This is a genomic window from Mojavia sp. (assembly GCF_059505145.1).
The window spans coordinates 63,898-89,164 of record NZ_JCACKA010000047.1; the positions used below are offsets into that span (position 1 = coordinate 63,898).

A 25,267-nucleotide genomic window follows, 5' to 3' on the forward strand; every position below is an offset into this window, starting at 1 on the left:
CTGCTTTGTTTAGGAAACAGATTGATATAACTTCATGACTTGGGTAAGCGATAGCCTTGATTCAACGCCTAGACTGAGAGTTGAGGTATGACCTCGTGACAGATGGTCAGCAGCAGCGCAGGCAATCATAGCAGCGTTATCGGTGCAAAATTTCAAAGGAGGGAAGAGGACGCGTAAGTTATGCTCGGCTGCTGCTGCTTGTAAGTGTTTTCTCAGACCGCTGTTAGCCGCTACACCTCCACCGACAGCGATTGTATTGAGTCCATAGTCGAGGGCACAGGCGATCGCCCTTTTGGTCAGCGATCGCGCTACAGTTTCCTGGAAGCTAGCTGCCACATCTGCTATTGGGATTTCAGCCTGATTTTTCTCTAACTGTTGCACTAAACGCAGTACAGCTGTCTTTAACCCGCTAAAACTGCCGTCATAGCGATGATATCCCCCACCTGGTAGGGAAACTTTCCCTTCTGGTAGAGCAAAGGCTTGGGGGTCGCCTTGTTGTGCCAGCTTATCAATGATTGGCCCCCCAGGATAACCCAGCTTTAACAGCCGCGCTATTTTATCAAAAGCTTCTCCTGCTGCGTCATCACGGGTTTCACCTAAAGTTTCGTATATACCACACTCTTTGACATAAATCAAGCTTGTATGTCCGCCTGAAACGAGTAAGCTAAGAAAAGGGGGATCTAAAGATGGCTCACTCAAGTAAGTTGCGTAAATGTGACCTTCGAGATGATGAACTCCCAAAAATGGCTTTTTTTGGATCATTGCCAGAGTTTTGGCCGCAGTTAACCCTACTAACAGCGCTCCTACGAGTCCAGGGGCGCAGGTTGCGGCAATGCCATCAATTTGCTCCCAGTTTAACTGACTTTGCTCTAAAGCTTGGGCGATCGCCCAATTAATTGTTTCTAAGTGCTGGCGAGATGCTACCTCTGGTACTACTCCACCATACTGCTGATGGACTGGGATTTGTGAAGCGATGATACTGCTGCACACTTGACGATTGTTAACAATTGCGACGGCAGTTTCATCGCAGCTAGTTTCGATTGCTAAAACGGTTGCCATTGTTACAGGAAAGTGATGAGTGCTGAGTTTTGAGCGCTGAGTCTTAAGTGCTGAGGTGGGAATTTTGAGTGAATTTTCTCAAATATTACGAAATTTTACTCACCCTTTGGAACCCGGAACAGAGAACTCGATAGGGGCTTAGTTGAGAAGCTTTAACTTTTATTTACTTAAACTTTACTCGGTTCCCAGGCAAGAGTATGATGACTTCCTAGTTATGTAAATAAAGACTGTACAAGCCGCTTCGTTTTGTACAAAAAACTTTTCGTTTTGTAATAAAAGGAAACAACTCCATGCGACGATTGTTTGCTTTGATTTTAGCGATTTGTCTTGCGTTTAATTTTGCCCCACCCGCGAAAGCGCTAGGAGCTAATCTGACACGCTGCGCCGACAATCCTGCTTTTCAACAGCTAGCACAGAATGCCCGTAATACTACCGCAGACCCCGAATCGGGAAGAAAGCGGTTTGAACGTTATGCTCAAGAGTATTGCGGCCCTGAGGGTTACCCCCATTTGATTGTTGATGGTCGTCTGGATCGTGCAGGTGACTTCATGATTCCCAGCATTCTCTTCCTGTATATTGCTGGTTGGATTGGTTGGGTAGGTCGTTCCTATCTACAAACAGTCAGAAAGAGTCCTAACCCTGAGCAAAAAGAATTCCAAATCGATCTTGGTATAGCTCTACCAATCATTGCATCAGGTTTTGCTTGGCCTGTGGCTGCTCTCAAAGAATTTCTCTCAGGCGAATTAACAGCCAAAGATACAGAAATCCCTGTTTCCCCACGCTAATTCATCTGAAATTATTACCTTGTTTTGGAGACTAAATTCATGGCGGACAAAAGCGATCAATCATCTTATTTGATTAAGTTTATTTCCACAGCACCAGTAGCGGCTACCCTTTGGCTGACAATCACAGCAGGTATTTTGATTGAATTTAACCGCTTTTTTCCTGACCTGCTTTTCCACCCCCTACCATAAGTGGAATATCGCATTTTAAAAAATTGAATGTGTTGTATTTTGCCTAAATTTGGGTAGTTAAGTTTTTGCGCCTAATTAGGTGGAACTATAACTCAGATAGGCATTTTCAATAATTTTTGAAACTCGTAATGCTGTTTACGGCTTGCGAGTTTCAAGGTTTTAAAATAGCTAAATTAATTTTTCTAAACTTATCTGACTAAAAGCCCCCTTAAATACAATTATTATTAATAGAAAATGCCACAATTCTAATTTAGAGGCGAACATAAATATGGCGCAAGCAGTAGATGCATCCAAAAATTCCCCCAGCGATCCTAGAAATCGTGAGGTTGTTTTTCCAGCAAGGCGCGATCCTCAAATAGGGAATTTTGAAACTCCAATCAATGCTTCTCCTTTGAGCAGATGGTTTATTAATAACTTACCTGCCTATCGTCAAGGTCTTGCTCCTGCTAGACGGGGGATAGAAATTGGAGCGGCTCATGGTTACTGGATATTTGGGCCCTTCGCTAAATTAGGCCCCCTGCGGAATGAACCTATTGCTAACTTAGCTGGTTTACTAGCAGCTATCGGTTTGATTGTGATTCTTACCGCGGGTCTATCCCTTTATGCCAACAGCAATCCTCCCAAACCACTTGCCAGCGTTACAGTACCCAACCCTCCAGAGGGTTTTAACTCCAGTGAAGGCTGGAATAACTTTGCTCCTGCTTTCTTAATTGGTGGTATTGGTGGCGCATTCGTTGCTTACCTTTTGACTAGCAATCTGGGAGTATTTCAAGCTCTGGTGGGTTAATTTATTTCTGAATAGCTAATCAGTTATCAGTGAACAGTACACAAAACGATCGCTGTTCACTGACAACTGAACTAGTAGCAACTACTAATTTTATGCTTGGCATAAAGCTAAAACGGACACGCAGAAAAGGCATAAGCTTTTCTATGTGTCCTTTGTTGGTTAAACCTATAAAAATTATTCAAACAAAGCCGCTTCGATCGCATTGACAGCAGTTTCAAAATCGTCATTAACGATTTGAATATCAAATTCATCTGCGGCTTGAATTTCTTCTTGGGCGCGGCGCAGGCGACGAGCGATCGCTTCTTCCGAATCTTGTGCTCGCCCGCGTATCCGTCTTTCCAATTCATCAAAGGAAGGCGGCAAAATAAAAATGCTCAGGGCGCTAGGAAAGGAAGCGCGGATTTGTCTTGCTCCTTCTAGCTCAATTTCCAATATCACCAGCTTACCAGAGCTAACTTGGTTAAGCACAGCTTCACGGGGAGTACCGTAAGCATTGCCAGCAAATTCCGCCCACTCCAAGAATTCACCCTGAGCGGCCAATTGTTCAAACTTACTACGGCTAACAAAGTAATAATTCTTGCCGTCGATTTCCCCAGGACGGGGAGAACGAGTCGTCATCGATACGGAATAATACAGTTCCGGATGACGCTGCAACAACGCACGCATTAAAGTGCCTTTGCCGACTCCACTAGGCCCCGTTAAAACAATCAGCCTGCCAAGAGGCGGGCATTCTTTAGTAGTAGCACCATTCTGGATGGGTAGAACTTGCATCATCCGCTAAACCTGTGAATTTATCGATAGACATTATTCGTTAGCCATTTATCTAGTATTCCTGGTTAGGTAACTATTGACTAAAGAATTTGTAGCACTGGTGACATAAAAGTTGTCTAATTCACATGGTACTGCTGTTATGGTGTAAATAGGGTAGGGTTGATAACCCACCTGTAGTTAATTATCTACGACCTGATGCTCACGGGAAATCACGAAGCGATTCGCTACCGTTTCCGGCTGAATCGCCGACAGAATTACGTGACTAGAATCAGTGATAATAACAGCTCTAGTCCGACGACCGTAAGTTGCATCAATTAGTTGACCTCTGTCCCGTGCATCGGTAATTATCCGCTTAATTGGGGCAGACTCTGGACTGACAATAGCAACTACTCGGTTGGCAGATACGATGTTGCCAAAACCGATGTTAATTAATTGAATTTCCATAAAAAAACGGATACCAAACGCGGTGTGAGAAGCTAGTCAAGAATTAATTTCCATGTTATCCCCAAAAAATGGGAGTTACAACGCATAAATTCACGCTAGCTTTAGTTTTGAAATCACAATTGCTTTTTTTTAGCTAATTATCAACCTATTCTGCTCAAAATATCTTTCTAAAGACATATGTAAAATCATCCCAACACAAGTTGTGCCTAGTGAACTTGGTTATATGTATGAACTGGACGATATGTTATATCTGCAACTTATAGCATTTCACTTTTAGGCTGTGATTAATAGATAAGGGGGGAGCGGAAAAGAATAATTTATACAGTTTCGCTTTAATATCGCTATACATAGGTAGCAGGCTACTATGAGACAATGATTTGTATAGCAGGGAACAGGCTTGAAAGCTTCTTGGTGTCTGAATTTTATGAGTAGTTTATGTCTTAAGCTAAATGGCAACTGCTATAGTTTGAAGTTATAAAATTGGTATTTTTTCTATTAAAAAACAACTCAGGATTAATACTGAGTTGCTATTAAAAAATATTGACAATTGGCTAAATCTAGTTCAAGCGATCGCTTTTAGCCGTCTTCAGTTCTTGCCATCTTTGTCGTAGGTGCTGCAAGTTAGGAGCATAACCACCATAACGCCAGCTAACATAAGCTTGGCAAATTTCATCTATGACCTGAGCATTTTCTGGAGAATGATGCTGATGCGCGACTTGAGCATATTCTAAAGGTGTTTGTGCCGGATGCTTACCTAGCCCTTTTCGGGCCGCCCATTGAAGCATTTGTTGATAAAGGCTTTCCATTGGTGATAATTTACCCAACCAACGACGGTTGAGCCAGTCGCGCCACTGCAACCAACCTAGCCAACTAAAGAAAGCTGTTGTTGTTGCTAATATTAAGCCAGTGAATATACCTAGCCAACCTTGAGTGAATAAAGCGAAAAACCAAGCGATCACCCTTGTAATCCATCTAAATAATGTACCTAAGACATTATCGAGTAAACCTGTAACAGGTGAAGGTAACCATCCAGCAATCCATTTCCAAAATTGGCGCAGAACACCAAAAGTCTCAACATCCTCGATTGAGGGGGGAATTAGGGGATGATTAGGAATTGGATCAAAGGTAAACCAGCCATATTTAGGAAAATACACTTCCGTCATGGCATAGGCATCAGTATTACGGACAACATACATACCCGTAAATGGATTAAACTCACCAGGGCTGAACCCTGCCACCAATCGTGCTGGAATCCCAATAGAACGCAGCATTACCGTAAGCACTGTAGAGAAGTGGTCTGGATAGCCTCCTTTATACTTGAATAAAAAAGTTTCTACTAAATCTTCTTTGTCACCCAAATAAGGTAAACCAAAGGGATTATCGGGGATCGAGTAGTTTTGCTTCAGGTACTGAGCCAGGTAGAGAGCCTTCTCATAGGGTGAATTAAGAGATTTTTGAGACTTTGCTACCCGTTCTTGATTGTAGTTAGCCAGAATTTCTTCGGTACGTTGCTTGACTTTATCGGCAATTTCAGGGGGGATTTGCAGATAATAATTTTTAATATGCTGTGGATTTTTAGTAGAAGTTTGTTGTCCTAACAGAGTGCGATCGCGGTATGGTACTTCGGAAATAACTGTGTAGGTCATTCCTTCCGATAATTCCACAGGCGATCGCAAGCCATTTTCTTGATCGACAGCAATCATTGGTGTGGGAAAGTAAATTTCCTTGGGATAACTCAGCGCTGGGATCAGGTTGGGCAAATCTGATACTACTGTATAAGTTTGTACTACCTCCTGGGTTTTTCCCACAGCCCAAGCTCGTGGTAAAAAAATTTGGTAAGACCAAGGCGATCGCTTGATGGTAGTAACATCCTCATTGCGAGACACTTCCCATCCCTTACCCGTGTAGCGGTCAAAAGCCAGTACTCGCCAAAAACCTTCCGCCTGCGATCGCACCCGCATTACTACTTTGGGTTTCATCTCGCCCCGCAGGTTTTGGTTAATTTGGCTATTAAAACCGTAATAAAAGTTATTATCTAAGCTGCCTGGTTTACCTGTTTGGCTTTGTCCATCATTACTGTCACCGCTACCTTGGTTTTTACCATTACCTTGGCGGACATAACCAGGATTGATAATCCTACGCCCGGTAAAATTGCCTTTGATCGCGATCGCAGAACTTACAGGAAAATTCCGCAGTTGATAGCCAGGGAACCTGGGCAAAACTGCAAAAATTGCCAGCCCTAATCCCACAATTAATATAAAAAGTAAACAATAAAAAGGTAGAAGAGAAGACCATTTTTTCTCTTTTACCTTTTGTTTTTTGATTTGTAACTTCTTTAAGCCGAGCCGTGAGCGGTAATCTAAAACTAAAGTTGGCAAGGCGATCGCTAAAAATAACAGCAGCACAGGCGCAAATGCTAAAGTTTGACTCAGCGTTCCAGCCACACCTAGTAAGATTAGCCCAATAATAATTGAATAGCCCAAGTCCTTGCGGCGGGGCGTATCAAAACCGTGAAGTATCTGAAGTTGAATTAATAACTCTGCTAAACCTAGTCGCGTGTCATTCAGTTCCCCTAATAACCGCCCAAAGAAAGCACCCAGTGCTACTAACATTCCTATGGCGATGCAAAACTTAACTGTAATATTGGGATCGCGACGGCTGTAGTAACTCCAAACCGCACCCATGACACTCACAGGAACAGCCCAAAGACTAAATTGAGTCTCGGCGGCAATATCTGTCGCCACAATTCCCACGATGACCAACGCTAGCACTAGCACCCGTAAGGAAATTGAATCTTCCACTTCCATTAAAGGCGAACCCTGTATATTTTGTCGCCCATAATAATGACCTACAGGTAGACGCCAAAACCGATTTATCCTGGATAAGTTAAACATTTCAAGCGTGAGCAAAGTGATGATCTAGACGCCACCGACAAAGTACTGGGGATAAAAACCAACTACTTTGCCTCCAGCTGCTACCCTACCCTACTCTACAGAAACGCCTTTGGCGAATGGGAACACCCCTAAGTAAAGTTGTAACATGCTGAAAGGACATCTAAGGGAGTCTACGCAACTTATATAAGTGTCCTACCCATGTGGGTTAGCGCAGACTCCCTAATGACCACTTGTTTAAAACAAGCTTTGAAACCAGGATAATCATTTTATTTATCGGCGTTGAGCAAAGTGAAGTGCTAGCATCACAATTTTGCCTAGATTGTGGGAGTAATGACAAACAAGAGCGGCTGTTGGTCTATTTCTGGAAATTCGACTTCCAGGGTATAAGTCTGGTTAAGTTGCCTACAGTGTAATTCTACACTCAGGTTTCCCGGACTCGAAGACTGTGCTGTTGCTTGGGTACCTTTCCCTTGAAGCTTCAACATCCCTTGAGTGGGTAACTCACCTTGAACACGCAGCTTTCCCGTCTGTCCTTGAGATTGATATTCTACTTTCAGGTTAAGAACACCTGCACTAGTGAGCCACTGTCTCTCTACCACTGGATTGGTTGATGAAAGTGGTAAAGTCAGATTATCTAACAGTTGTTTAGCTGCTAGTAGTGACAACGCCATTTGTTGGCGTTCTTGTAAATCTGAGTAATCGCTTTGAAGATTGGGCATTGTCTCCAGAGCATCTACAGATCGATAAGTGCTTCTTAGCACCAATCCAGCTATATCATTTAGTGCTTGAGCCTCGTCAGGAAAAAAGTCTTCCACCACCTGAACCAACTTTGCACCTAGTGGCACAGAAGATGTCAGCAGTGCTTGACACTTTTCTAGCAATTGACGAAAAATATTTTCTGGCAGAGGAGCTGGCAAATTCAGCTTCGACTGTTGTGCCATCCACCCCCAAAAGGGAACCAATGCTATCGATTGCTCGTCGACATAATCGGAATAATCTATTAGTTGTGTTTCCCAAGGGAATAAGGGCGGGTGGTTTTCGATTTGGACTTGTAACCGACGCTTGAGGACGGCTTGGAAACGTTCTTGCACAGTAGGAATTTCTCCTAGTTGAAAGGTTTGGGGTGTCCCTCCCAACTCTTGCTCACCGCTTTTTGATGCGGCAGCTTCCTTGAGAGGGTTTTCTACCCCGTCAATTTCCTCACAATCTACCGAGGCAGGCCCGGATGTCATGACATGATCTGTCAAAATCCAACCGAGAAACTGGTGATGAAAGGATTCTGAGTCACTATTCATGAGTAGATGCACCTGATCCGGACACTAAAGAGTTACGAATTTCCCAAGCTTGCTCAAGAATCTTAAACCATCGTTTTTGAATTTGTGCCATAGACAAACCTAAAGTTTTGGCAATTTTTTCATCGGGTTGCCCTTGTTGCTTTAGATCTAGTAAAGACCGCTGTTTATGATCCAGTTGGGCTGTGTATGTTTGCCATTGCTGGGGAGTTAATCCCAAATTAGTATGCAAAGAAGCTTCCAACCACTCATGAACTAGTTCCCAGCGATGCAACAAGGCAAAGCGAATTAGGTGATACTTGAAGCGTTGCTGTAAGTAATCTCTCTGGCGAGGGGTTAAACCTAAAATTGACTCAATTTCTTGTGCTGATAAATCTTGGAGACGCAGAGACAGGTAATCAGCACAGTCATTTTGTTGTCGTTGTTCTAGATAATTTAATAATTCCGTAATCACAACAGAGCGCAACGTGTCTTCTTCTGGTTCTGGTTCTGCTTGCGTCGCCATTGCCGAACGCAATTGTTGCACTGCAGGTTCTTCCCATGAACCGTCGGCTTCGTTGGCACTACCTTCTGCTGCTTGTTCTATGTCTACGCTGGTTTCTAGAGGTTGCTGTTTAGAGAAGGTTTGTGCCCGCAGGATAATTAGCTGCTGCTGACGTCCTGGTAAGGGAATCCGTCGCTTACCATAGCGTTCAGTAAATGCCATATACTCTGCCAATTCCAGAAGGGTTTGGGGGCGATAGGTCGCATCCATTTGATTTTCCCTGCGAAAAGCATTCAAGGCCTCCAGATAAAAGCTCTGAAGAAAATCTTCAATGATAGTCAACCGCCCTTGATAGCTTAATTGCTTCTGGGGGGGATTAATATAACGATAAATAATTGCGCTCAGAGTACTATGTAATTCTACCCTGCCCCGATTTGAGCCCAATTGATAGTACCTGAGACACTGTTGCAGGCGATGTCGAGCCAAGGTTATTGCCGAGTTTTCTACAGCACCGGAAGCTTGGATACGTTTACTTTCATTGCAAATCCGGTAAACTTCGGCAGCAATTCGTGTTGCCACATCATGGCAATTTTGCTTTGAAGCTTTAGTGAACTGCTGAAACTCCTTGAACAGAAGTTGAAATATCACCTCCACGTCGATAGAATTTTCTCCCTGAATAGTTGCGCTTGCGGCTGAATTCATAGTCTCAGATTTGAAAAGACCCTAACATACTTAAAAACAACCTGTACGACCGTGGGTTTTGGCTTGATAGATTTTGCGTATAAGCTAAACGCATGGCAATCCTGCATAGAAGATTTAGCTTAAATTTATTATTCCCAACTCTGGTGGGATTATTCACACTTTGTTCTTATGTTATAGCCATTACCCAGGAGCCGTTTACAAGTAATTATGGATTTAGAAGCACAAATTCAATTGCTGATTGATAATGCACCCCACGATGGTATAACACCACAACTTGTGGCAGCAATTGCGCCTGTCCTCAAGGCGATCGCTCGTAAATTAAGCCATCCCCAGTACTACATTCTCCAAAACTTGGAGTCAAACTGGGTTTTAACTACATTGAGCAACCGAGCCAATCCCAAACTAGAAAAGCGTGTAATTTACGCTTTTCCTACATTACAGGATGTCACACTTACCTCATCTGCTGGGCTTGACCCTCAAATCACAGCTAAAGCTATTCCTGTCACTCATATTTTGTTTCAACTTACGGCGCTAGAACCCGTGGATAGTATAGTTTTTTTTGAAACTCCCGGACTGACTACCAACGCAGTCGAAGTGCAGCGAGCTGAACTGCAAAACTTAATTCAACAAAAACTTCAGCACAAGCGACCATCAAAGCGAGTACCACCTAACATCGCTTGAGGGAATTGGAGATGTTCAGGAGCACTCATTGCTCGGTAATGTTTGGGGGACTGGAAATTTTGAACCAGTACCCAGTCCCTAGTTGCTCCTCAGTTGCTAATAAAGCCGACTTAATACATAGTCAGCCATGTTAACCAAGGCTTGATGAGATTCTGAGGGTGGAAGAATAGCAAGATGCTCACTTGCTAACTTAGCATGGTGAGCCGCTAGTTCTCGCGCCCGTTGTATTCCTTGGCTATCTTGAATCAACGCTAGCGCTTGTTCTAAATCCGCTTCTTGAGCAAACTCTCGTTCAATCAGTACTTCTAAGTATGGTTTTTCTGGTAAGGCAAATAAAACTGGTGCAGTTAAATTGCCACTTTTAAGATCCGAACCCACTGGCTTACCCAAGGTATCTTGGGAACTAGTGAAATCTAAAATATCATCCACGATCTGGAAAGCTAGACCAAGATGACGCCCGTAGCTATACAAATGTTCAGCAGTTTCTTGGGATACATCGCTGAGTAACCCAGCAGCTTTAGAACTATTGGCAATTAACGAGGCAGTTTTGTAGTAGCTCTTGTTGAGGTAAGTATCAATAGAAATGTTACTATCAAAGCGATTCAGCCCCTGCTGGATCTCTCCTGCGGCCAAATCCATAATCACTTCCGAGAGCAGTTTCACTACTTCTAAATTGTCTAAGTTTGCCAAATACCAGGACGATTGGGCAAAGAGAAAATCTCCTGCTAGCACGGCAATGCGATTACCAAACAAACTATGGACAGTAGGGACACCGCGTCGCATTTGTGATTCGTCCACCACATCGTCATGCACCAAGCTTGCTGTGTGAATCATTTCTGTAATCTCTGCTAGGCGTCGGTGACGGGAGGTAATATCTTGTTCAAGCATTGTTGCCCGCGCTATCAGCAGAACGATAGCTGGTCTAATACGCTTTCCCCCAGCTCCAAATAGATGTTCGGCTGCTGCATAAAGAATGGGGTGGCGATTTCCAACTAGCTGTTTGAGATTATCTGCTAGTATTCGCAGGTCTGCTTCCACAGGGGTAAACAGGGAGGTGGCTGGGGTCATGGATGGGCGGACTCTGGCTTAGGTTACGAAAGTTTACATATCCTATACTCATTTTAAGATAAGCATGGGCCAGCGCAAAGTTTTGATCAGGGAATCCTACAGTTACCAGCCGTCACGGAAATTTAAAAGCAGCAAGATACCTTAAACTTAGGCAACGGCTGTACTCCAAAAGTGCTTGTGGCTGGTCACTTTGCTAGCATTAAGCAAAATCCTTTCCTGGGCTGAAACCTGTGAAATAATTAACAACCTGAAATAATTCTCTGAGTTATTGTCTCCTGAGAGAAGAGGACAAGGGGAATTGTCTGCTCCTCCCACAAGTCGCGGGCGGTAAAGCTCAAGGGTTTCAAGCCCCCACTGAATCTCCCTTACCTCCTTGCCCACCCATCCTCTTCTTGACAATTATCTGGTAAGTGTTATACGTGTTATCTAAGTGAATAATAAAAATTAATTTAAATTTATACACACAAAATTATATGTAAAAATATTAATATTTACGTGTTATTGCTTTGAGAAGCTATATTTAGAGAACTTTATAACTAAATAAATATTTATTAAAATTTTTTGTCAGTAGTATTAATTACAATAGATAAAATTTTCTTACCTCATTGCCTATTACTTAATTACACAATCAGTATTTTTAACGTCAATCTAGTTTTTGCCAGACTTAGCAAAGCTGTCTAGAAAATTTCAAATTTAGCCACAAAGTTGGCTAAAAAGTCAGGAGCGTTGTGTTACGCTAAAATCTAGGGATTTTAAATTTTTCAGATATTCACCACCCAAAGTTAAACCGCCTGTAGGTGATTTAACCTATCTGGAGTTGTGAGTCTAAAATAAACCGTCGTGGTTGAATCAAGGGAGTACTCCTTTGCTCCTTTGTTCAACCTGCAAACCTATTGGATTGGGGCAAAACACTACCCTCAACGAAAGCCGCTACAAGTATTTAGCGTCTGTTGAGCGCAAGTTTTGCTCTAGCAATATTGGTATGCTAAATAACGCAGACTGGGTAGACTACTGAGGAGTGCAGTAGTTAAGTTGCTGTTTGGCAATTTAACTACTGTGGAATGTATGGTCTGCGAAAAATCTAAGTTAAATAATCCATCCATTGACTGTAGAGAATTAGATCTCTACGGAGTAGTCTAGCATAATAAATTACAGCCATCAACAATCAGCTTGCTTGGCTAAGAGTCTCTTAATGTTATGGAATTTGATATTCTTTTTTGCTGGAAAAAAGTAGCGGTAGAACTATGATTTACGGAAATGTGCCTATGATGATTTTTATTTTAGCTGCTGGATATTTGTTTACGGTCTATCTATTATTAGCATTAGCAAAGCGAACAGGCAAAAGTACTACTCCTACAAACGTTCCTTCCGCAGCTAAAGGAAATCACAAACAGGAGTTATCTGTAGCACCAAAGGTGACTGAAGCAGTTAATAGTCAATAATCATAGTAAATAGTTAATGGTCACTATTAAGACTGTTAACTATTTACTAGTGGTCAAATTACCCAACGAAGTCTTGTTGGAGATGGGATACTACTGTACTAGTAAAGGACACCTCCTCAACCATTGGGGTATAGCCTAACCACTGCAATCCGGCTTGGGCAAACTGTTGTGCACAGCCGCTGACGGCAAAGCGAGTTGGTAATGGGGGGTGGGTATTTCTTAAATTTAGTAAGTCTAAATCTTGGGCACAAGCTACCACGACACTAATAGCTGGATCAACTAGCTTGACTTGAGAGGGAAGGAGCGATCGCAGTACAGGTGCGAGGTGGGGATAATGGGTACAGCCATAGACTAAAGTGTCAATTTCTTGCTGTATTAAAGGCTCTAGATAAGAGCGTGCCACCTCAGTAGTATAAGGGTCGTGAATACGGTTCTGCTCAATGAGCGGCACAAATTCTGGACAACCAACTTGCCAGACTTGGACATTAGGATTTATTTCAAGTATGGCTTGCTTATAGGCGTTGCTCTTAGCTGTTGCTGGGGTAGCAATCACACCTATACGCTTTCCTTGCTGCACTGCTGCTCTGGCTCCTGGTAAGATTACACCCAGAATAGGCAGGCTAAATTCCTTGCGGACAATTTCTAGTGCCAGGGCAGAACTGGTATTACAAGCCATAATGACCATTTTTACCTGCTGCTGTTGCATCCAGGTCAAGATTTCGCGCACATACTGTAAAATTTCTGCTTGTGAGCGAATTCCATAAGGAAGTCGAGCTGTATCACCAAAGTAAATAACTGATTCATTGGGGAGCTGCCGATACAACTGTCGCAGTACCGTCAGTCCACCTACACCACTATCAAAGATACCAATGGGCGCACGTTGAGGTTCTTGATCAGAAAAATTGTCGAGATTGCCTTCAAAATTAGAATATGAATACACAGGCAGATTTTGGTTGAAGTTTTTTGATTTAAGATACAGGATTTAGGGTTGGAGTTTCTTACTTACTAAATCCCGCTTATAAAATTAAGACTACATATCGCCTCTTTATATTAAGAATTTATACTAAATTCTTATCTTTGTTTTAAGTATTTGAGAATACCATGGGCGATCGCTTCTGCCATGCGATTCTGGTAGTCTGGGTTTCCCAATCTGGGATTATCTTCCCGACCAGTCATGTAGCCGACTTCTACTAAAATTGAGGGCATGGAACTTTTCCTAAGTACGTAGAATCGGGCTTTGCGAGTACCTCGGTCTTTGAGAGTACTAACATCCTGGAGAATGGTATTGCGAACTACCTCAGCTAGAGCATAGCCACTGTCGTAATAATACACTTCTAACCCATTCACATCAGAGCGGTTATCAATGGCATTAGCATGAACGCTGACAAACAAAGTCGCATTAACTCTTTCAGCAATGTCTACTCGCCCTTGAAGTTCTACAAAAAAGTCAGCATCACGTGTAAGTACTGCTTGTACACCGTTTTGCTGCAAAATTGATGCAATTCTTGTACCAATAGGCAAGACAACATCCTTTTCTAATAATCCGCCAATACCTGGCGCTCCAGAGTCTTTGCCACCATGTCCAGGATCAATAACTACTAGTAATTTTCCATTAGGAACCGGGGGGTGCGGCTGTGGCTGCGCTATTATCTGGGGATGATCGATTGTGGTTTCTGGTAATTGTCCTCGGTCTGGTAGTGGTAGAGGAGGTAAAGCAACAGGCGGTATAGTCGTCCGGCGAGAACTTTGTAATTGTAGAGCTATAAGCTGACTACCAACTTGGTTAAGTTCACCAATTTGCACGCCTGCGGCTGGTTGAACCAAAACAACCACGCTATTATTAGATTCTTGCGGTTGCAGGCGGACTCGAAGTATTGGGCTATTAGCGTCAAGAGCCGGGCCTGTGACTCTGGGGGCTAATTTAGCATTAGCAACAGTGATACGGAACAGACCAGACGACCTATCCCAACTACCCGTAGCCGATAAAGCTTGGTCACCTCTAATTAATAGTTGTGTACCATTTCCAGTGAGTTCCACAGACTCAATAGTAGCTGTGGAATTAGTAGCAGATGGTAAAGAAGGTGAGTTATTATCTCCAGGTAATCGGGCTAGACCAGTATTAGGCAGAACCACGAATCCGCCAGCGCTGCTTGTAGTTGCCCGCCAGTCGGGGCTATTGCTATCTACGCGCAACGTCATGCGAACAACAGGTGGACTGGCTTGTAGTTGAGTAAACTGAATGCGATTGACTCCATAGCGATTCATCAATAAATCCCGTTGCTCCAATTTTGGGGATAAAGATGCGCCGGAAATATCTACATTAATTATCCGATTGTCATCAGTACGATTTATTTGAATCTGAGGGCTACCACCACTGGTGCGGATGAAAAACCCATCGCCTGTGACTCGTAAGTTCTCAATTTGAGTTGCTTCTTCTGTGGTGTTGACAGCTGTACTGTTGTTAGCTGGAGTAATAGAACTCGTTTTCACCACATTGTAAACACTTCTTGGAGAAAACATTGGTGGAGATGTCTTTGAAGGATCTACCACTCTTTCAACTTCTGTTTGCTGCTTCCCAATATCGAGTGAAGAGGTTACTTCTTCAACTTGTGGTTGAGGCAATTTTACTATCCAGCGACTGGCTGTAATACCTGTAAATTCTACCTGTTGCGGGTTTAATGTATAACCTGGAGTGAGTTCGACAACTATACGGGTCGTTTCTTTGTCAAACTGACCAACACGAATTGAGCGAATTGCACCACCTACTGGTTGCGTTACCTGTGGCCTTCCCAATGTAACTTCTGGCAAATCAATTACCAGACGAGTGGGGTTGAAAATCAGTTGGGCTTTCGGTTGAACAGCGCCCGCCGTGTTGATTTCTAAACGGTTTTGACCAGCATCAAAACGCCAAGATTCCAGTCTCGCTGCTAAAGCTGGCGATGAAAGCAAGTAGATAGTTCCAATAGTACCGGGTAGTAACCAGTGTAGTTTCACAATCATTTCTCCTGATTCGCAGTCATTGAAGCCGTTAAGCTTTGAAAATATTCGCAAATCCTCACACCGTTACCGCCCAAACTTTAGCTTGATGCAGCAAAAGAATTTTGCGCTGGTATAAAGACACAGCTAATGGCGTAGCATTATAGCATATCTGTGTAATTTTGCCACGTTGTGAGCGCTGCAAAATTCAAAAAAATCGGTGGGTATCCTATCCCTTCAAAGGGTGGGAGGGATACCCGCCGATTTAGTCATTGGATTGTGAATTTTAGAACCCCGCCGATAAACGGATGGGACTTGAGGATTTTAGATTTTGCATCCAAATGCTGTCAACTGAGATGTCAACGCTGGTGACCAGAAGAGGCAGGGAGCAGGGGGCAGGGGAGAAAGATTTATAACTCCCCTGCGCTCATGGGTTCAAGCCCCTGCATTTATGTATGGGGTTCTCTCCTCTGCTAAGAACTCCCTGCCCCTTGTTCTCTTTTGTGACAGCTACTCTTTAATATTTAGAAAAATATTATGAATAGTGTATCAAGCAGTACAGATGTAATTCATCGCCTTTAATTGCATAAGAATTAGGATCATTGAAGTGTTGTTACCTAACTTTTGAAACTCTATTATTTATCTTTTCTTTAGGTATTGGAGGATACCGCGAGCGATCGCATCTGCCATTTGATTTTGGTAATTTGAGGATCTTAACTTAGCAACATCTTCCCGACCAGTCAAATAGCCTGCTTCCACCAGAATCGAAGGCATAGAACTTTTTCTGAGAACATAAAATCTAGCTCTGCGGACTCCTCGATCTCTGACATTTACGCCTTGGAGAATATTGTTATGGACAGCGCGAGCTAGACCTAGACCACTATCGTAATAATAAGTTTCCAAACCACTGACATCTGGACGCCCTGCACCGGCTGAATTAGCGTGGATACTGACAAATACATCAGCATTAGCTCTTTCTGCCATATCTACTCGCCCTTGAAGGCTGACGAAATAATCACTATTCCGTGTCAACATTACTTGCACGCCATTTTGCTGTAAAACCTCTGCTATCCTCCTACTTATGGGTAGAATGATGTCCTTTTCGCGTACTCCACCAATGCCAATCGCTCCTGGATCTTTTCCGCCGTGTCCAGGGTCAATAAGAACTACTAATCGACCATTGGGAATTGTACGTGGTCTGGGCTGCGGTATCGGCTGAGGATTATTAGGGTTGGGCAATTCTCGGTCTACTGGTGGTAGCGGCGGCAAAGCTATGGGAGGTATACCACGAGGAATCACGCGAGAGGCACGTGTTAATTGTAGAGACAAGAATTCCGCGCCCCTTTGGTTGAGTTGACCAATTTGGACGCCTGCGGCTGGTTGAACCAAAACAACCACACTATTATTAGCTTCTTGTGGTTGTAAGCGGACTCGCAGAATTGGGCTATTGGCATTAAGAGCTGGGCCTGTGACTTGTGGCGCTAATTTCGCATTAGCAATAGTGATGCGGAACAGACCAGACGACCTATCCCAACCACTAGTAGCCGATAAAGCTTTGTCGCCTCTAATTAAGAGTTGTGTACCATTTCCAGTGAGTTCCACAGACTCAATGGTAGCTGTGGAATTAGTAGCAGATGGTAAAGAAGGTGAGTTGTTATCTCCAGGTAATCGAACCACACCAGCATTGGGTAGAACTACTAAACCGCCAGCACTGCTTGTAGTTGCGCGCCAGTCGGGGCTATTGCTGTTTACGCGCAAAGTCATGCGGACAGCAGCGGGCCTTGTTTGGAGTTGGGTAAATTGGACGCGACTAACTCCATGCTGGTTTACGGTTATATCACGCTGCTGTGCCAGACGCGATGATAAAGTTGCGCCTGAGATATCCATGAAAATGGTAGAGCGATCGCGACTCCGAATTACTTGAATCTTAGGATTAACACCATTAGTGCGAAGGAAAAATCCATCCCCTGTTACTTGTAAATTTTCAATTTGAGTTGCACTTTCTGTGGTGCTGGCAACCAGTGAGAGATTAGGTCTGGTATTAGGGTCTATAGTTACTACACTATAAATATTACTGGCAGAAGATGGTGCTTTATCGACTTCTGGTTTTGGTAAATTTACTGTCCAGCGACTGCCAGTGATGCCGATAAATTTTACCTGTTCTGGGTCTAAAGTATAACCTGGAGTGAGTTCGACAACTATACGGGTTGTTTCTTTATCAAACTGTCCAACACGAATTGAGCTAATTGCACCACCTACTGGTTGTGTTACCTGCGGTCGCCCAAATACAGTTTCTGGCAAATCAATTACCAGACGAGTTGGGTTGAAAATCAGTTGAGCCTTCGGTTGAACAGCTCCCGCCGTGTTGATTTCTAAACGGTTTTGACCAGCATCAAAACGCCAAGATTCCAGTCTCGCTGCTAAAGCTGGCGATGAAAGCAAGCAGATAGTTCCAATAGTACCGGGTAGTAACCAGTGTAGTTTCAAAGTCATTTCTCCTGATTCACATTTATGCCTAATTCACATTTATGGGAGTAATTAATATCTCAATATATCGGCAATCCCTCATCCCTTCACTACCTAAACTTAGCTTTGATGCCTTCTTTGCTCTTGGTGCTGGTATCAAGGCTTAGTTAATAAACTGGAAGTATCGCTCCTCTGATTTTGCCATGCCTTTACTGCCTAAGACTGCGACCTTGAAAAACATTAGACAATAAACATAAAGATAACTAGAATTAACCTTACCTAGGTAAATCCCAACTAGTAAAACTTGCTTGAGTTAGATCATTTTAGATTTTAGATTTCGAATTGAAACCGCCTTGGTGCATCTAGGTTTTATGCATCCATCTATCGCAATCATTTTTCAAGTTATCTGATTGCCGACAATCAATGTTCAAAGTCAAAAGTTTTTAATTCCTGTCAACTAATGTGGTCAGTTTAGCGGGTGCTATTCTCTCATTGCTGAAAAAATAACCAGAGTTGGATAGAGAAAACAGGGAAAAACTAGAAACTGATAACATTTCCAATTTTGGTAGTAATAAGGAAAAAACTTAAATTGACAATCTTAGGGGACGGAGATTTGAAGATAGAAGTTTCCTGTAACCAGAGTAAAATCTTCAAAGTACTCTTGATAATACAGCCTAGTGAGCGCTAAAAAGCCAGCACTTGTAGCGATCGCTTTGGCATGACTGAGTTCTGAATAATTCCAAATCAGAACTCAGCTATGCTTTACCTCAAAAGGCTAGCAACAATCCATTCTACCCAAAACATTTGATCAACTTTCCTGAGAATCTGAAGGCGACTCCAGGCTACCAGCATCATTTGATGTAGACACAATCAACTGAGGTGATTCTATTGCCAAAGGTGTAGCAGAACCACCGTCTAAAACTAATTGATCTGAACTGGTTGCCACAGTTTTTGGTTCTGGAAATACAAACCGTAATAAAGGAGGAGCTAAAAAGGTAGTTAAGATAACCATCATGATAATTGCTGCCCCCAATGGTTTTGACAGAGCACCGCTGGCAGCGCCAACACCAGCAAACACTAACCCAACTTCGCCTCGCGGAATCATCCCCACACCAATCGCCAAACGGTTAATTTCGGGTTGACCAAACACCGTCAAACCTGTGATAACTTTACCAAGGATCGCTACTATGATCAGGAAAGTAGCCATAATTAGACCTTCCTGATTGCTGGGAATTGTTGGGTTCAATACTCCCAAATCTGTTTTTGCGCCAACAGCGACAAAGAAAATCGGCACTAGTATATCAGCAATGGGAATAACTTGCTTTTGCAGTTCTTTGCGCTTTTCTGTTTCTTCCAGAACTAAACCAGCTGCAAAAGCTCCCAGAATTGCTTCTAACTGAATAACAGCGGCTAGGTATGCCATCGCAAAGGCAAAGATGAACGCTGGTATCACTAACTCGCCACGTGTCTTGAGTTTATTAACGATCGCCACAAAAGACTTGTTGAAAACATTGCCTAGTAAAATCGCACCCAACAAAAATGCACTAGCGCTGATAATCAGATAAATGACTTTAGTTACATCTACCTCGCCATCTTTAGCCAAGCTAGCAACTACTGCCAGGACAATAATTCCTAATACGTCGTCAATGACGGCAGCACCTAGAATAATCTGCCCTTCTTTAGAATTGAGCCGTCCTAGTTCTGATAGCACCTTGGAAGTAATACCAATACTAGTGGCAGTCAAAGCTGCCCCAGCAAAAATTGCTGGCACAGCATCAATACCAAATAAAACCATCAACCCAACAGTGCCCGCAGCAAAAGGTGCTACTACCCCCACTATTGCCACAATGGTGGCTTGGATACCAACTGCCATTAAGTCTTTTAAGTTCGACTCCAAGCCAATTTCAAATAGCAGAACGATCACACCCAGTTCTGCCAAAACGGAAATGACCTCTGATTGAGCCACAAAGACGCCATCGGCGGTTTCAGGAGTTAACCCAGCAGTAGATTGGAGGAACGAAATGATTAAGGAATTAGAACTGTCTGTACCACCTTCTGGAAACACCAACAGATGTAAGACAGAGATACCTACTATGACGCCACCTACAAGTTCGCCTAAAACAGGCGGCAAACCTATTCGGTTTGATAACTCGCCACCGACTTTGCTAGCAAAGTAAATGACTACTAAACTCAGCAGCACCGCTGCCATTACCATTGAACTGTCCGCTGTCTCTGTTGCGCTTGCCAGCAAGGAAACAGAGGAGTTGATTGCATTTAAAAACTGCATTGGTTCTGCAAAAATCCTTCTCTTTATTTTTACCCGTTTGGGGAAAGCAACGGCGAAAGCAACTAAGCAATTCCAAATTCAAAATTAGGAAACGCAATCTTGGTGAGCCTTTTGGCTATCGAATGCATTTAACTTCAAGGTGCAAGATTTTACTCTTCTAGCATCACTCTTTTGTACCATTGATTAACTCAAGCAGGCGCTGCCAATAAAACTCGGAAACCGGGACGACAGAGATTCTTGGAAGCCGTAGCAAGTCAAAGTCTCTTAAGAAGCTATCTTGCTTGATTTGGGTTAGGGTTACTGGCTGTTTTACTCTTCGCACCGCCTGCACATCTACGACTACGCGTTTGGCATCATGCAAGGCTGGATCGGCATAAGGTTGACTGACTATCTCTGCCACACCCATGATTTGCCGTTGTTTACCCGTGTGATAAATCAATGCCAACTCACCAATGAGCATTGTGCGTAGATATTTCAAAGCCAGAGGATTGTTGACTCCATCCCAAACTGTACTGCCATCCCGTTCTAAATCAAAGTAAGAATAATTATCGGGTTCAGTTTTCAGTAGCCAATATGTCATCCAGATTCTCCACAAATCCTGGTGTAATTTTTTAAGTTTCAAAAAATGTAACCATTCTGGCTTTTGACGGTAGCAGTGTCAAAGTAGGAACATATAAATCGTATCTATTCAATCCCGTGAGCATTGTGGAAACCACGTGGTGGCGGTTGACCTTGAAATTGTGGATTGTTTAGATATGCTCTATGAGAAACATCTGTAAATAATTTTCAGAGGAGTGTAAATCTTATGTATCGAGCCGCTTTCTTCGGTTCTCAGTTTCATGTTGGGAAATTTTGCACAACCCTACCGTTAGCTTTGCTAATCTGTGTAACTTTTGTTCAGCCAGGCTGGGCACAAGCGAGAGAAAAATTAGCACGAACCCTGACTGTGAGTGGTCGTGGTGTAGAAACAATCCCCACTACCTTAACTCAAGTCAATTTAGGAGTTGAAATCCAAGGTAAAACAGCACAGGAAGTGCAGCAAGAGGCAGCTCGTAGGTCATCTGCTGTGGTTGCCCTACTCAAAAGTCGTAATGTGGAGAAATTACGTACTACTGGTATTAGCCTTAATCCAGTTTATAGCTATACCAATAACGTTCAGCGAATTACTGGGTATGCTGCCAGCAACATTGTGAGTTTTCGCATTCCTACAGACAAATCCGGTACATTGCTGGATGAAGCTGTGAAGGCGGGTGCAACGCAAATTCAGGGCATTAGTTTTGTGGCTAGCGATGAGGCGATCACTGCTGCCCGACAACAAGCCCTGAAAGAAGCTACCCAAGAGGCTCAACAGCAAGCAGATGCGGTTTTCAGTGCTTTGGGTTTCAAGTCTAAAGAAGTAGTGAGTATTGAAGTTAATAATGCTAGTACACCACCACCGCCTATATTAATGCGTGCTGAAGCTGCCAAGGTAGCAAACGCTGATGCTTCCACCCCTGTAGTTGGTGGTGAACAGGAGGTAGAAGCATCAGTGACACTGCAAATTAGTTATTAGTCATTAGCAATACTAATGGCTAATGAGCAATTAGAAATGATCTGGGGACATATCTGCCATATCCCCATCTCCATCGCGTTTGGAACCCAATAACTCTAGCTGCTCTACTCGGATCACCGGTGTGGAGCGGCTTGCTCCTGTTTGGCGATCGTTCCATGTATCAAACTTCAAGGAACCTTTGATTCCTATTAAGCTTCCCTTGCGTACATAATTGCCCGCTACCTCTGCTGTCTTGTCCCATAGTTCCAAAGCGAACCAATCAGGTTGATCCTTATTACGTGAACGGCGATTGACAGCTAGCGTCAATTTACACTTGACACTTCCTGATTCAAAATACTTAATATCTGGGTCGGTGCCTACACGACCGACGAGAGTGACAACATTGATGCTCATGTGCGTTACCTTTCAGTACATACGTACTTATTTATCCCGAACTTGATCATAGCGAATTGTGAAAGTGATGAAAATATGTTAAAGATTTAGCAATATGGCTAGGCTTAAAAATGATACAAATTACTCGTGACATTCTAGAAAAGTATACGGATATACTAACTAGATCAGAGAATATCAAAAATTAGAGGGCTGAGATGTAGTAAAAATTGCCAAAAATTATCCAACAGAATAAGCTGTTTTACTGGACTCAGGATCAAAAACGTAATAAAATCCAGCACAAATAACCATTCCCGTTATAGTCACAATTATCACAAATAGGGGGCTTAGACACGCGTGGGTTTTTTCAGGAACTTTCGCTCATCGTGGGATATGGGTATCGACCTCGGTACTGCCAATACCCTTGTATATGTATCTGGTAAAGGTATTGTACTCCAAGAACCTTCGGTAGTTGCCATTGATCAAAACGAAAAGATTGCATTGGCAGTAGGAGAAGAAGCAAAAAAAATGCTCGGTCGAACACCTGGAAATGTGGTTGCGCTCCGCCCTTTGCGTGATGGCGTAATCGCTGACTTTGATACAGCCGAGCTAATGTTGAAAAGCTTTATCCAACGTGTAAGTGGGGGCAGGTCTCTCATTCTACCGCGAATTGTTATTGGCATTCCTAGCGGCGTCACAGGTGTAGAAAGACGAGCTGTAATGGATGCAGCTACTCAAGCCGGAGCTAGAGAAGTTTATTTAATTGATGAACCAGTAGCTGCGGCAATTGGTGCAGGGTTACCAGTTGCTGAACCGACTGGCAATATGATCATCGATATTGGTGGTGGCACAACAGAAGTTGCAGTGCTAAGTCTCCAAGGTACAGTGCTGAGTGAATCAGTACGCATTGCTGGCGATGAACTCACAGAAGCAATCCTCCAGTATATGAAGAAAGTTCATAACTTGGTGATTGGAGAACGTACTGCTGAGGACATCAAAATTCGGATTGGCTCTGCCTATCCCACTAATGATGATAATGATGCAATGATGGAAGTCCGAGGCTTACATTTGCTTTCTGGGCTACCGCGAACTGTCACCATTAAAGGCCCAGAAATCCGTGAAAGTATGTTAGAACCGCTGTCAGTAATTATAGAAGCTGTGAAGCGGACGCTAGAGCGTACACCTCCCGAACTGGCAGCAGATATTATTGACAGAGGAATTATGCTCGCTGGTGGCGGGGCCTTACTCAAAGGTATAGACACCTTAATTAGTCATGAGACAGGCATTGTAACGCACATTGCTGCCGATCCTTTATGCTGTGTTGTCCTGGGAACAGGGCGTGTGTTAGAAAACTTTAAACAACTGGAACGAGTATTCAGCGGGCGTTCTCGCAATATGTAGTAAAAGTATCAGATATTGGATTCCGTATTACTGAGAATTCACTATCTGATATTGGGTTTTATATATATAGCCTAATATTTCCTAAAACAATTTAAAGATATAAACAAGGTATGGATATATGGTTATATTACGTCGCTGGTGGGATCGGAAAGCTTTACAAATTGGTTTAATAACTTTAGTTGTAGGTAGCGCTTGGATATTGCGGCAGACTCAAGGAACACTTCTGCTAGAGGTATATCAGGGGATTACCCGTCCGTTGCAGATGTTACAAGCAGGGCCAACTCCTGAAGAACGGCTCAGGGATGCCCGGATATTGGAGTTGCAAACACGCATAGTAGATTTGCAAAGTCAAAATAAAAATTTACAAAATCTCTTGGGCTACGTAGAGAAGGAGCCAATTTCATCGCGCCCAGTTCCATCACGGGTGGTGGGACGCAGTGCTGACCACTGGTGGCAGCAAATTACCCTTGATCGCGGCGCGAATTCAGGAATCCAAGAAGGGTTTGTTGTCAAGGCAGAAGGCGGATTGGTGGGTTTGGTAGAAAGTGTAACGCCTAATACTAGTCGTGTATTACTTATTAGTGACCTTAAAAGCCAAGTGGGTGTAACAATTAGTCGTACCTCAGCCAAAGGCGTTTTGCGGGGAGATTCTTCAGCTGAAGCGGTGCTGGAGTTTTATGAAAAAGTGCCCAATGTGAAAATCGGGGATTTGGTATCCACATCTACTTATAGCCAGAAGTTTCCTTCTGGTTTAGCAGTAGGCAGAATCAAGTCTTTGGATTTAAAGAAATTGCCGGCATCAATTGCAAAAGTTGAGCTGTTCCCGCCAATCCGGTCACTAGATTGGGTAGCTGTATACCCGAAACCAGCTACCCCAGAGTTAGAACAACCGCAATCAATAACCCAAGAGCCACAAAAGTCTAATTAATTCAATTTTCAATTAATCCTTCAATACGATGAAGATTCCTGTATTTGGTGGCAGCAAACAAAAAAAGTCAAAATCGTCAGGGAGAAAATCCCAAATTAAAATTCAACCTCTTAATCGTTGGCATCCGCGTACACGTCAACTTGTGGATTGGACAGTTACAGTTGGGTCTGTGTTGTTATGTTTGCTGATGTTGCCATCCCGCTTACCAGGTATGGAATTGTTAGGAATTGGGCCTAACTGGCTGTTGATTTGGGTGGTAGCTTGGAGCGTAAAACGTTCAGTATTTGCTGGGGCCTTAGCAGGTATAGTTTTGGGGCTACTTCAAGATGCACTGACATCGCCTAATCCTACTCATGCCGTGACTTTGGGGATAGTGGGAATGTTGACTGGTTTGATTCAGAAGCAGCGTTTTATCCAGGAAGACTTTATTTCTATTGCCTTAATTGTCTTTGTAATGGCATTTGTGGCAGAAACAATCTTTGGGTTGGAATTGACTTTGATGGGCGATCGCAAAACAGAATACATTTGGGCATATTATCAGCGTGTTGCCCTTGCTTCTGCTATTCTCAGCAGCCTCTGGGCACCTGTGGTTTATTATCCGCTGAATCGCTGGTGGCAGCAGATAAAATTTTTAGAGCAATCTTAAGAAATTTAGTCTAGGTAAATACCAAGAAGCATTTTAGGAGTGAG

At 43.2% G+C, this 25,267-nt stretch carries 23 protein-coding genes; 10 read left to right on the plus strand and 13 right to left on the minus strand.

Going from position 1 to position 25,267, the window contains the following annotated elements:
* Window positions 1–9: 9 nt before the first annotated feature.
* Window positions 10–1,059, minus strand: a complete 1,050-nt coding sequence (gene tsaD, locus AC5JL8_RS07525) for a tRNA (adenosine(37)-N6)-threonylcarbamoyltransferase complex transferase subunit TsaD (RefSeq protein ID WP_495879156.1) — start codon at window positions 1,057–1,059, stop codon at window positions 10–12.
* Window positions 1,060–1,349: 290 nt separating this feature from the next.
* Between tsaD and AC5JL8_RS07530 the strand changes: the two genes are divergently transcribed.
* From AC5JL8_RS07530 to AC5JL8_RS07540, 3 genes are all read left to right on the plus strand, one after another.
* Entirely contained in the window at window positions 1,350–1,844 is a 495-nt protein-coding gene (locus AC5JL8_RS07530) for a Photosystem I reaction center subunit III (protein WP_495879157.1), read from the plus strand.
* Between the two features lie 39 nt (window positions 1,845–1,883).
* Window positions 1,884–2,033 (plus strand): photosystem I reaction center subunit IX, encoded by a 150-nt coding sequence (gene psaJ, locus AC5JL8_RS07535; RefSeq protein WP_015210164.1) that lies wholly within the window; start codon window positions 1,884–1,886, stop codon window positions 2,031–2,033.
* A 268-nt stretch (window positions 2,034–2,301) separates the two neighbouring features.
* The gene (locus tag AC5JL8_RS07540) at window positions 2,302–2,820 is read left to right on the plus strand and encodes a photosystem I reaction center subunit XI (RefSeq protein ID WP_495879158.1); all 519 of its coding nucleotides are present in this window, start codon (window positions 2,302–2,304) and stop codon (window positions 2,818–2,820) included.
* Window positions 2,821–2,994: 174 nt separating this feature from the next.
* On the opposite strand, the gene gmk is transcribed toward AC5JL8_RS07540, so the two are convergent.
* The 5 genes from gmk to hetZ all read right to left on the minus strand — a co-directional run bounded on the left by gmk (window position 2,995) and on the right by hetZ (window position 9,407).
* On the minus strand, window positions 2,995–3,594 hold the full coding sequence (gene gmk, locus AC5JL8_RS07545; RefSeq protein ID WP_495879159.1) for a guanylate kinase: 600 nt from the start codon (window positions 3,592–3,594) through the stop codon (window positions 2,995–2,997).
* Window positions 3,595–3,768: 174 nt separating this feature from the next.
* The gene (remA, locus tag AC5JL8_RS07550; protein ID WP_086688026.1) at window positions 3,769–4,035 is read right to left on the minus strand and encodes an extracellular matrix/biofilm regulator RemA; all 267 of its coding nucleotides are present in this window, start codon (window positions 4,033–4,035) and stop codon (window positions 3,769–3,771) included.
* A 557-nt stretch (window positions 4,036–4,592) separates the two neighbouring features.
* Window positions 4,593–6,929, minus strand: a complete 2,337-nt coding sequence (locus tag AC5JL8_RS07555; protein WP_495879160.1) for a transglutaminase TgpA family protein — start codon at window positions 6,927–6,929, stop codon at window positions 4,593–4,595.
* 314 nt (window positions 6,930–7,243) lie between these two features.
* Window positions 7,244–8,224: a PatU gene (locus AC5JL8_RS07560; RefSeq protein ID WP_495879161.1), complete on the minus strand. Its 981-nt coding sequence runs from the start codon at window positions 8,222–8,224 to the stop codon at window positions 7,244–7,246.
* On the minus strand, window positions 8,217–9,407 hold the full coding sequence (gene hetZ, locus AC5JL8_RS07565) for a heterocyst differentiation protein HetZ (protein ID WP_495879162.1): 1,191 nt from the start codon (window positions 9,405–9,407) through the stop codon (window positions 8,217–8,219). The genes AC5JL8_RS07560 and hetZ overlap by 8 nt, the downstream gene beginning before the upstream one ends.
* A gap of 207 nt (window positions 9,408–9,614) precedes the next feature.
* Between hetZ and AC5JL8_RS07570 the strand changes: the two genes are divergently transcribed.
* Entirely contained in the window at window positions 9,615–10,088 is a 474-nt protein-coding gene (locus tag AC5JL8_RS07570) for a hypothetical protein (protein ID WP_495879163.1), read from the plus strand.
* Window positions 10,089–10,184: 96 nt separating this feature from the next.
* Here the strand turns inward: AC5JL8_RS07570 and sds are convergent, their stop codons facing one another.
* The gene (gene sds, locus AC5JL8_RS07575; protein ID WP_495879164.1) at window positions 10,185–11,156 is read right to left on the minus strand and encodes a solanesyl diphosphate synthase; all 972 of its coding nucleotides are present in this window, start codon (window positions 11,154–11,156) and stop codon (window positions 10,185–10,187) included.
* 1,244 nt (window positions 11,157–12,400) lie between these two features.
* On the opposite strand from sds, the gene AC5JL8_RS07580 reads away from it, so the two are divergent.
* On the plus strand, window positions 12,401–12,598 hold the full coding sequence (locus AC5JL8_RS07580; protein WP_495879165.1) for a hypothetical protein: 198 nt from the start codon (window positions 12,401–12,403) through the stop codon (window positions 12,596–12,598).
* Window positions 12,599–12,656: 58 nt separating this feature from the next.
* Here AC5JL8_RS07580 and murI read toward each other — a convergent pair whose 3' ends face one another.
* The 4 genes from murI to AC5JL8_RS07600 form a co-directional block, all read right to left on the minus strand.
* Window positions 12,657–13,538: a glutamate racemase gene (murI, locus tag AC5JL8_RS07585; protein WP_495879166.1), complete on the minus strand. Its 882-nt coding sequence runs from the start codon at window positions 13,536–13,538 to the stop codon at window positions 12,657–12,659.
* Between the two features lie 131 nt (window positions 13,539–13,669).
* Entirely contained in the window at window positions 13,670–15,592 is a 1,923-nt protein-coding gene (locus tag AC5JL8_RS07590) for an N-acetylmuramoyl-L-alanine amidase (RefSeq protein WP_495879167.1), read from the minus strand.
* A gap of 621 nt (window positions 15,593–16,213) precedes the next feature.
* Window positions 16,214–18,061, minus strand: a complete 1,848-nt coding sequence (locus AC5JL8_RS07595; protein WP_495879559.1) for an N-acetylmuramoyl-L-alanine amidase — start codon at window positions 18,059–18,061, stop codon at window positions 16,214–16,216.
* Window positions 18,062–18,848: 787 nt separating this feature from the next.
* Window positions 18,849–20,255 (minus strand): cation:proton antiporter, encoded by a 1,407-nt coding sequence (locus AC5JL8_RS07600; protein WP_495879168.1) that lies wholly within the window; start codon window positions 20,253–20,255, stop codon window positions 18,849–18,851.
* Between AC5JL8_RS07600 and AC5JL8_RS07605 the strand changes: the two genes are divergently transcribed.
* Complete coding sequence (locus AC5JL8_RS07605) at window positions 20,218–20,415, plus strand: hypothetical protein (protein WP_495879169.1); 198 nt, start codon at window positions 20,218–20,220, stop codon at window positions 20,413–20,415. The genes AC5JL8_RS07600 and AC5JL8_RS07605 overlap by 38 nt on opposite strands.
* A 75-nt stretch (window positions 20,416–20,490) precedes the next feature.
* On the opposite strand, the gene AC5JL8_RS07610 is transcribed toward AC5JL8_RS07605, so the two are convergent.
* Complete coding sequence (locus tag AC5JL8_RS07610; protein ID WP_495879170.1) at window positions 20,491–20,907, minus strand: EVE domain-containing protein; 417 nt, start codon at window positions 20,905–20,907, stop codon at window positions 20,491–20,493.
* Window positions 20,908–21,132: 225 nt separating this feature from the next.
* Between AC5JL8_RS07610 and AC5JL8_RS07615 the strand changes: the two genes are divergently transcribed.
* A complete protein-coding gene (locus AC5JL8_RS07615) occupies window positions 21,133–21,879 on the plus strand; it encodes an SIMPL domain-containing protein (protein ID WP_495879171.1) in 747 nt (248 codons plus the stop codon).
* A gap of 30 nt (window positions 21,880–21,909) precedes the next feature.
* Here the strand turns inward: AC5JL8_RS07615 and AC5JL8_RS07620 are convergent, their stop codons facing one another.
* Window positions 21,910–22,272, minus strand: a complete 363-nt coding sequence (locus AC5JL8_RS07620; RefSeq protein WP_495879172.1) for a single-stranded DNA-binding protein — start codon at window positions 22,270–22,272, stop codon at window positions 21,910–21,912.
* Between the two features lie 369 nt (window positions 22,273–22,641).
* On the opposite strand from AC5JL8_RS07620, the gene AC5JL8_RS07625 reads away from it, so the two are divergent.
* The 3 genes from AC5JL8_RS07625 to mreD all read left to right on the plus strand — a co-directional run bounded on the left by AC5JL8_RS07625 (window position 22,642) and on the right by mreD (window position 25,223).
* Entirely contained in the window at window positions 22,642–23,649 is a 1,008-nt protein-coding gene (locus AC5JL8_RS07625) for a rod shape-determining protein (protein WP_495879173.1), read from the plus strand.
* Window positions 23,650–23,767: 118 nt separating this feature from the next.
* Entirely contained in the window at window positions 23,768–24,577 is an 810-nt protein-coding gene (mreC, locus tag AC5JL8_RS07630; RefSeq protein WP_495879174.1) for a rod shape-determining protein MreC, read from the plus strand.
* A gap of 28 nt (window positions 24,578–24,605) precedes the next feature.
* A complete protein-coding gene (mreD, locus tag AC5JL8_RS07635) occupies window positions 24,606–25,223 on the plus strand; it encodes a rod shape-determining protein MreD (RefSeq protein WP_495879175.1) in 618 nt (205 codons plus the stop codon).
* The last annotated feature ends 44 nt before the right edge of the window (window positions 25,224–25,267 follow it).

Coding starts and splice junctions, on each gene's coding strand:
- tsaD (WP_495879156.1), bottom strand. CDS start 1,059: ATGGCAACCGTTTTAGCAATCGAAACTAGCTGCGATGAAACTGCCGTC.
- AC5JL8_RS07530 (WP_495879157.1), top strand. CDS start 1,350: ATGCGACGATTGTTTGCTTTGATTTTAGCGATTTGTCTTGCGTTTAAT.
- psaJ (WP_015210164.1), top strand. CDS start 1,884: ATGGCGGACAAAAGCGATCAATCATCTTATTTGATTAAGTTTATTTCC.
- AC5JL8_RS07540 (WP_495879158.1), top strand. CDS start 2,302: ATGGCGCAAGCAGTAGATGCATCCAAAAATTCCCCCAGCGATCCTAGA.
- gmk (WP_495879159.1), bottom strand. CDS start 3,594: ATGATGCAAGTTCTACCCATCCAGAATGGTGCTACTACTAAAGAATGC.
- remA (WP_086688026.1), bottom strand. CDS start 4,035: ATGGAAATTCAATTAATTAACATCGGTTTTGGCAACATCGTATCTGCC.
- AC5JL8_RS07555 (WP_495879160.1), bottom strand. CDS start 6,929: ATGTTTAACTTATCCAGGATAAATCGGTTTTGGCGTCTACCTGTAGGT.
- AC5JL8_RS07560 (WP_495879161.1), bottom strand. CDS start 8,224: ATGAATAGTGACTCAGAATCCTTTCATCACCAGTTTCTCGGTTGGATT.
- hetZ (WP_495879162.1), bottom strand. CDS start 9,407: ATGAATTCAGCCGCAAGCGCAACTATTCAGGGAGAAAATTCTATCGAC.
- AC5JL8_RS07570 (WP_495879163.1), top strand. CDS start 9,615: ATGGATTTAGAAGCACAAATTCAATTGCTGATTGATAATGCACCCCAC.
- sds (WP_495879164.1), bottom strand. CDS start 11,156: ATGACCCCAGCCACCTCCCTGTTTACCCCTGTGGAAGCAGACCTGCGA.
- AC5JL8_RS07580 (WP_495879165.1), top strand. CDS start 12,401: ATGATTTACGGAAATGTGCCTATGATGATTTTTATTTTAGCTGCTGGA.
- AC5JL8_RS07605 (WP_495879169.1), top strand. CDS start 20,218: ATGACTACTAAACTCAGCAGCACCGCTGCCATTACCATTGAACTGTCC.
- AC5JL8_RS07600 (WP_495879168.1), bottom strand. CDS start 20,255: ATGGTAATGGCAGCGGTGCTGCTGAGTTTAGTAGTCATTTACTTTGCT.
- AC5JL8_RS07610 (WP_495879170.1), bottom strand. CDS start 20,907: ATGACATATTGGCTACTGAAAACTGAACCCGATAATTATTCTTACTTT.
- AC5JL8_RS07615 (WP_495879171.1), top strand. CDS start 21,133: ATGTATCGAGCCGCTTTCTTCGGTTCTCAGTTTCATGTTGGGAAATTT.
- AC5JL8_RS07620 (WP_495879172.1), bottom strand. CDS start 22,272: ATGAGCATCAATGTTGTCACTCTCGTCGGTCGTGTAGGCACCGACCCA.
- AC5JL8_RS07625 (WP_495879173.1), top strand. CDS start 22,642: ATGGGTATCGACCTCGGTACTGCCAATACCCTTGTATATGTATCTGGT.
- mreC (WP_495879174.1), top strand. CDS start 23,768: ATGGTTATATTACGTCGCTGGTGGGATCGGAAAGCTTTACAAATTGGT.
- mreD (WP_495879175.1), top strand. CDS start 24,606: ATGAAGATTCCTGTATTTGGTGGCAGCAAACAAAAAAAGTCAAAATCG.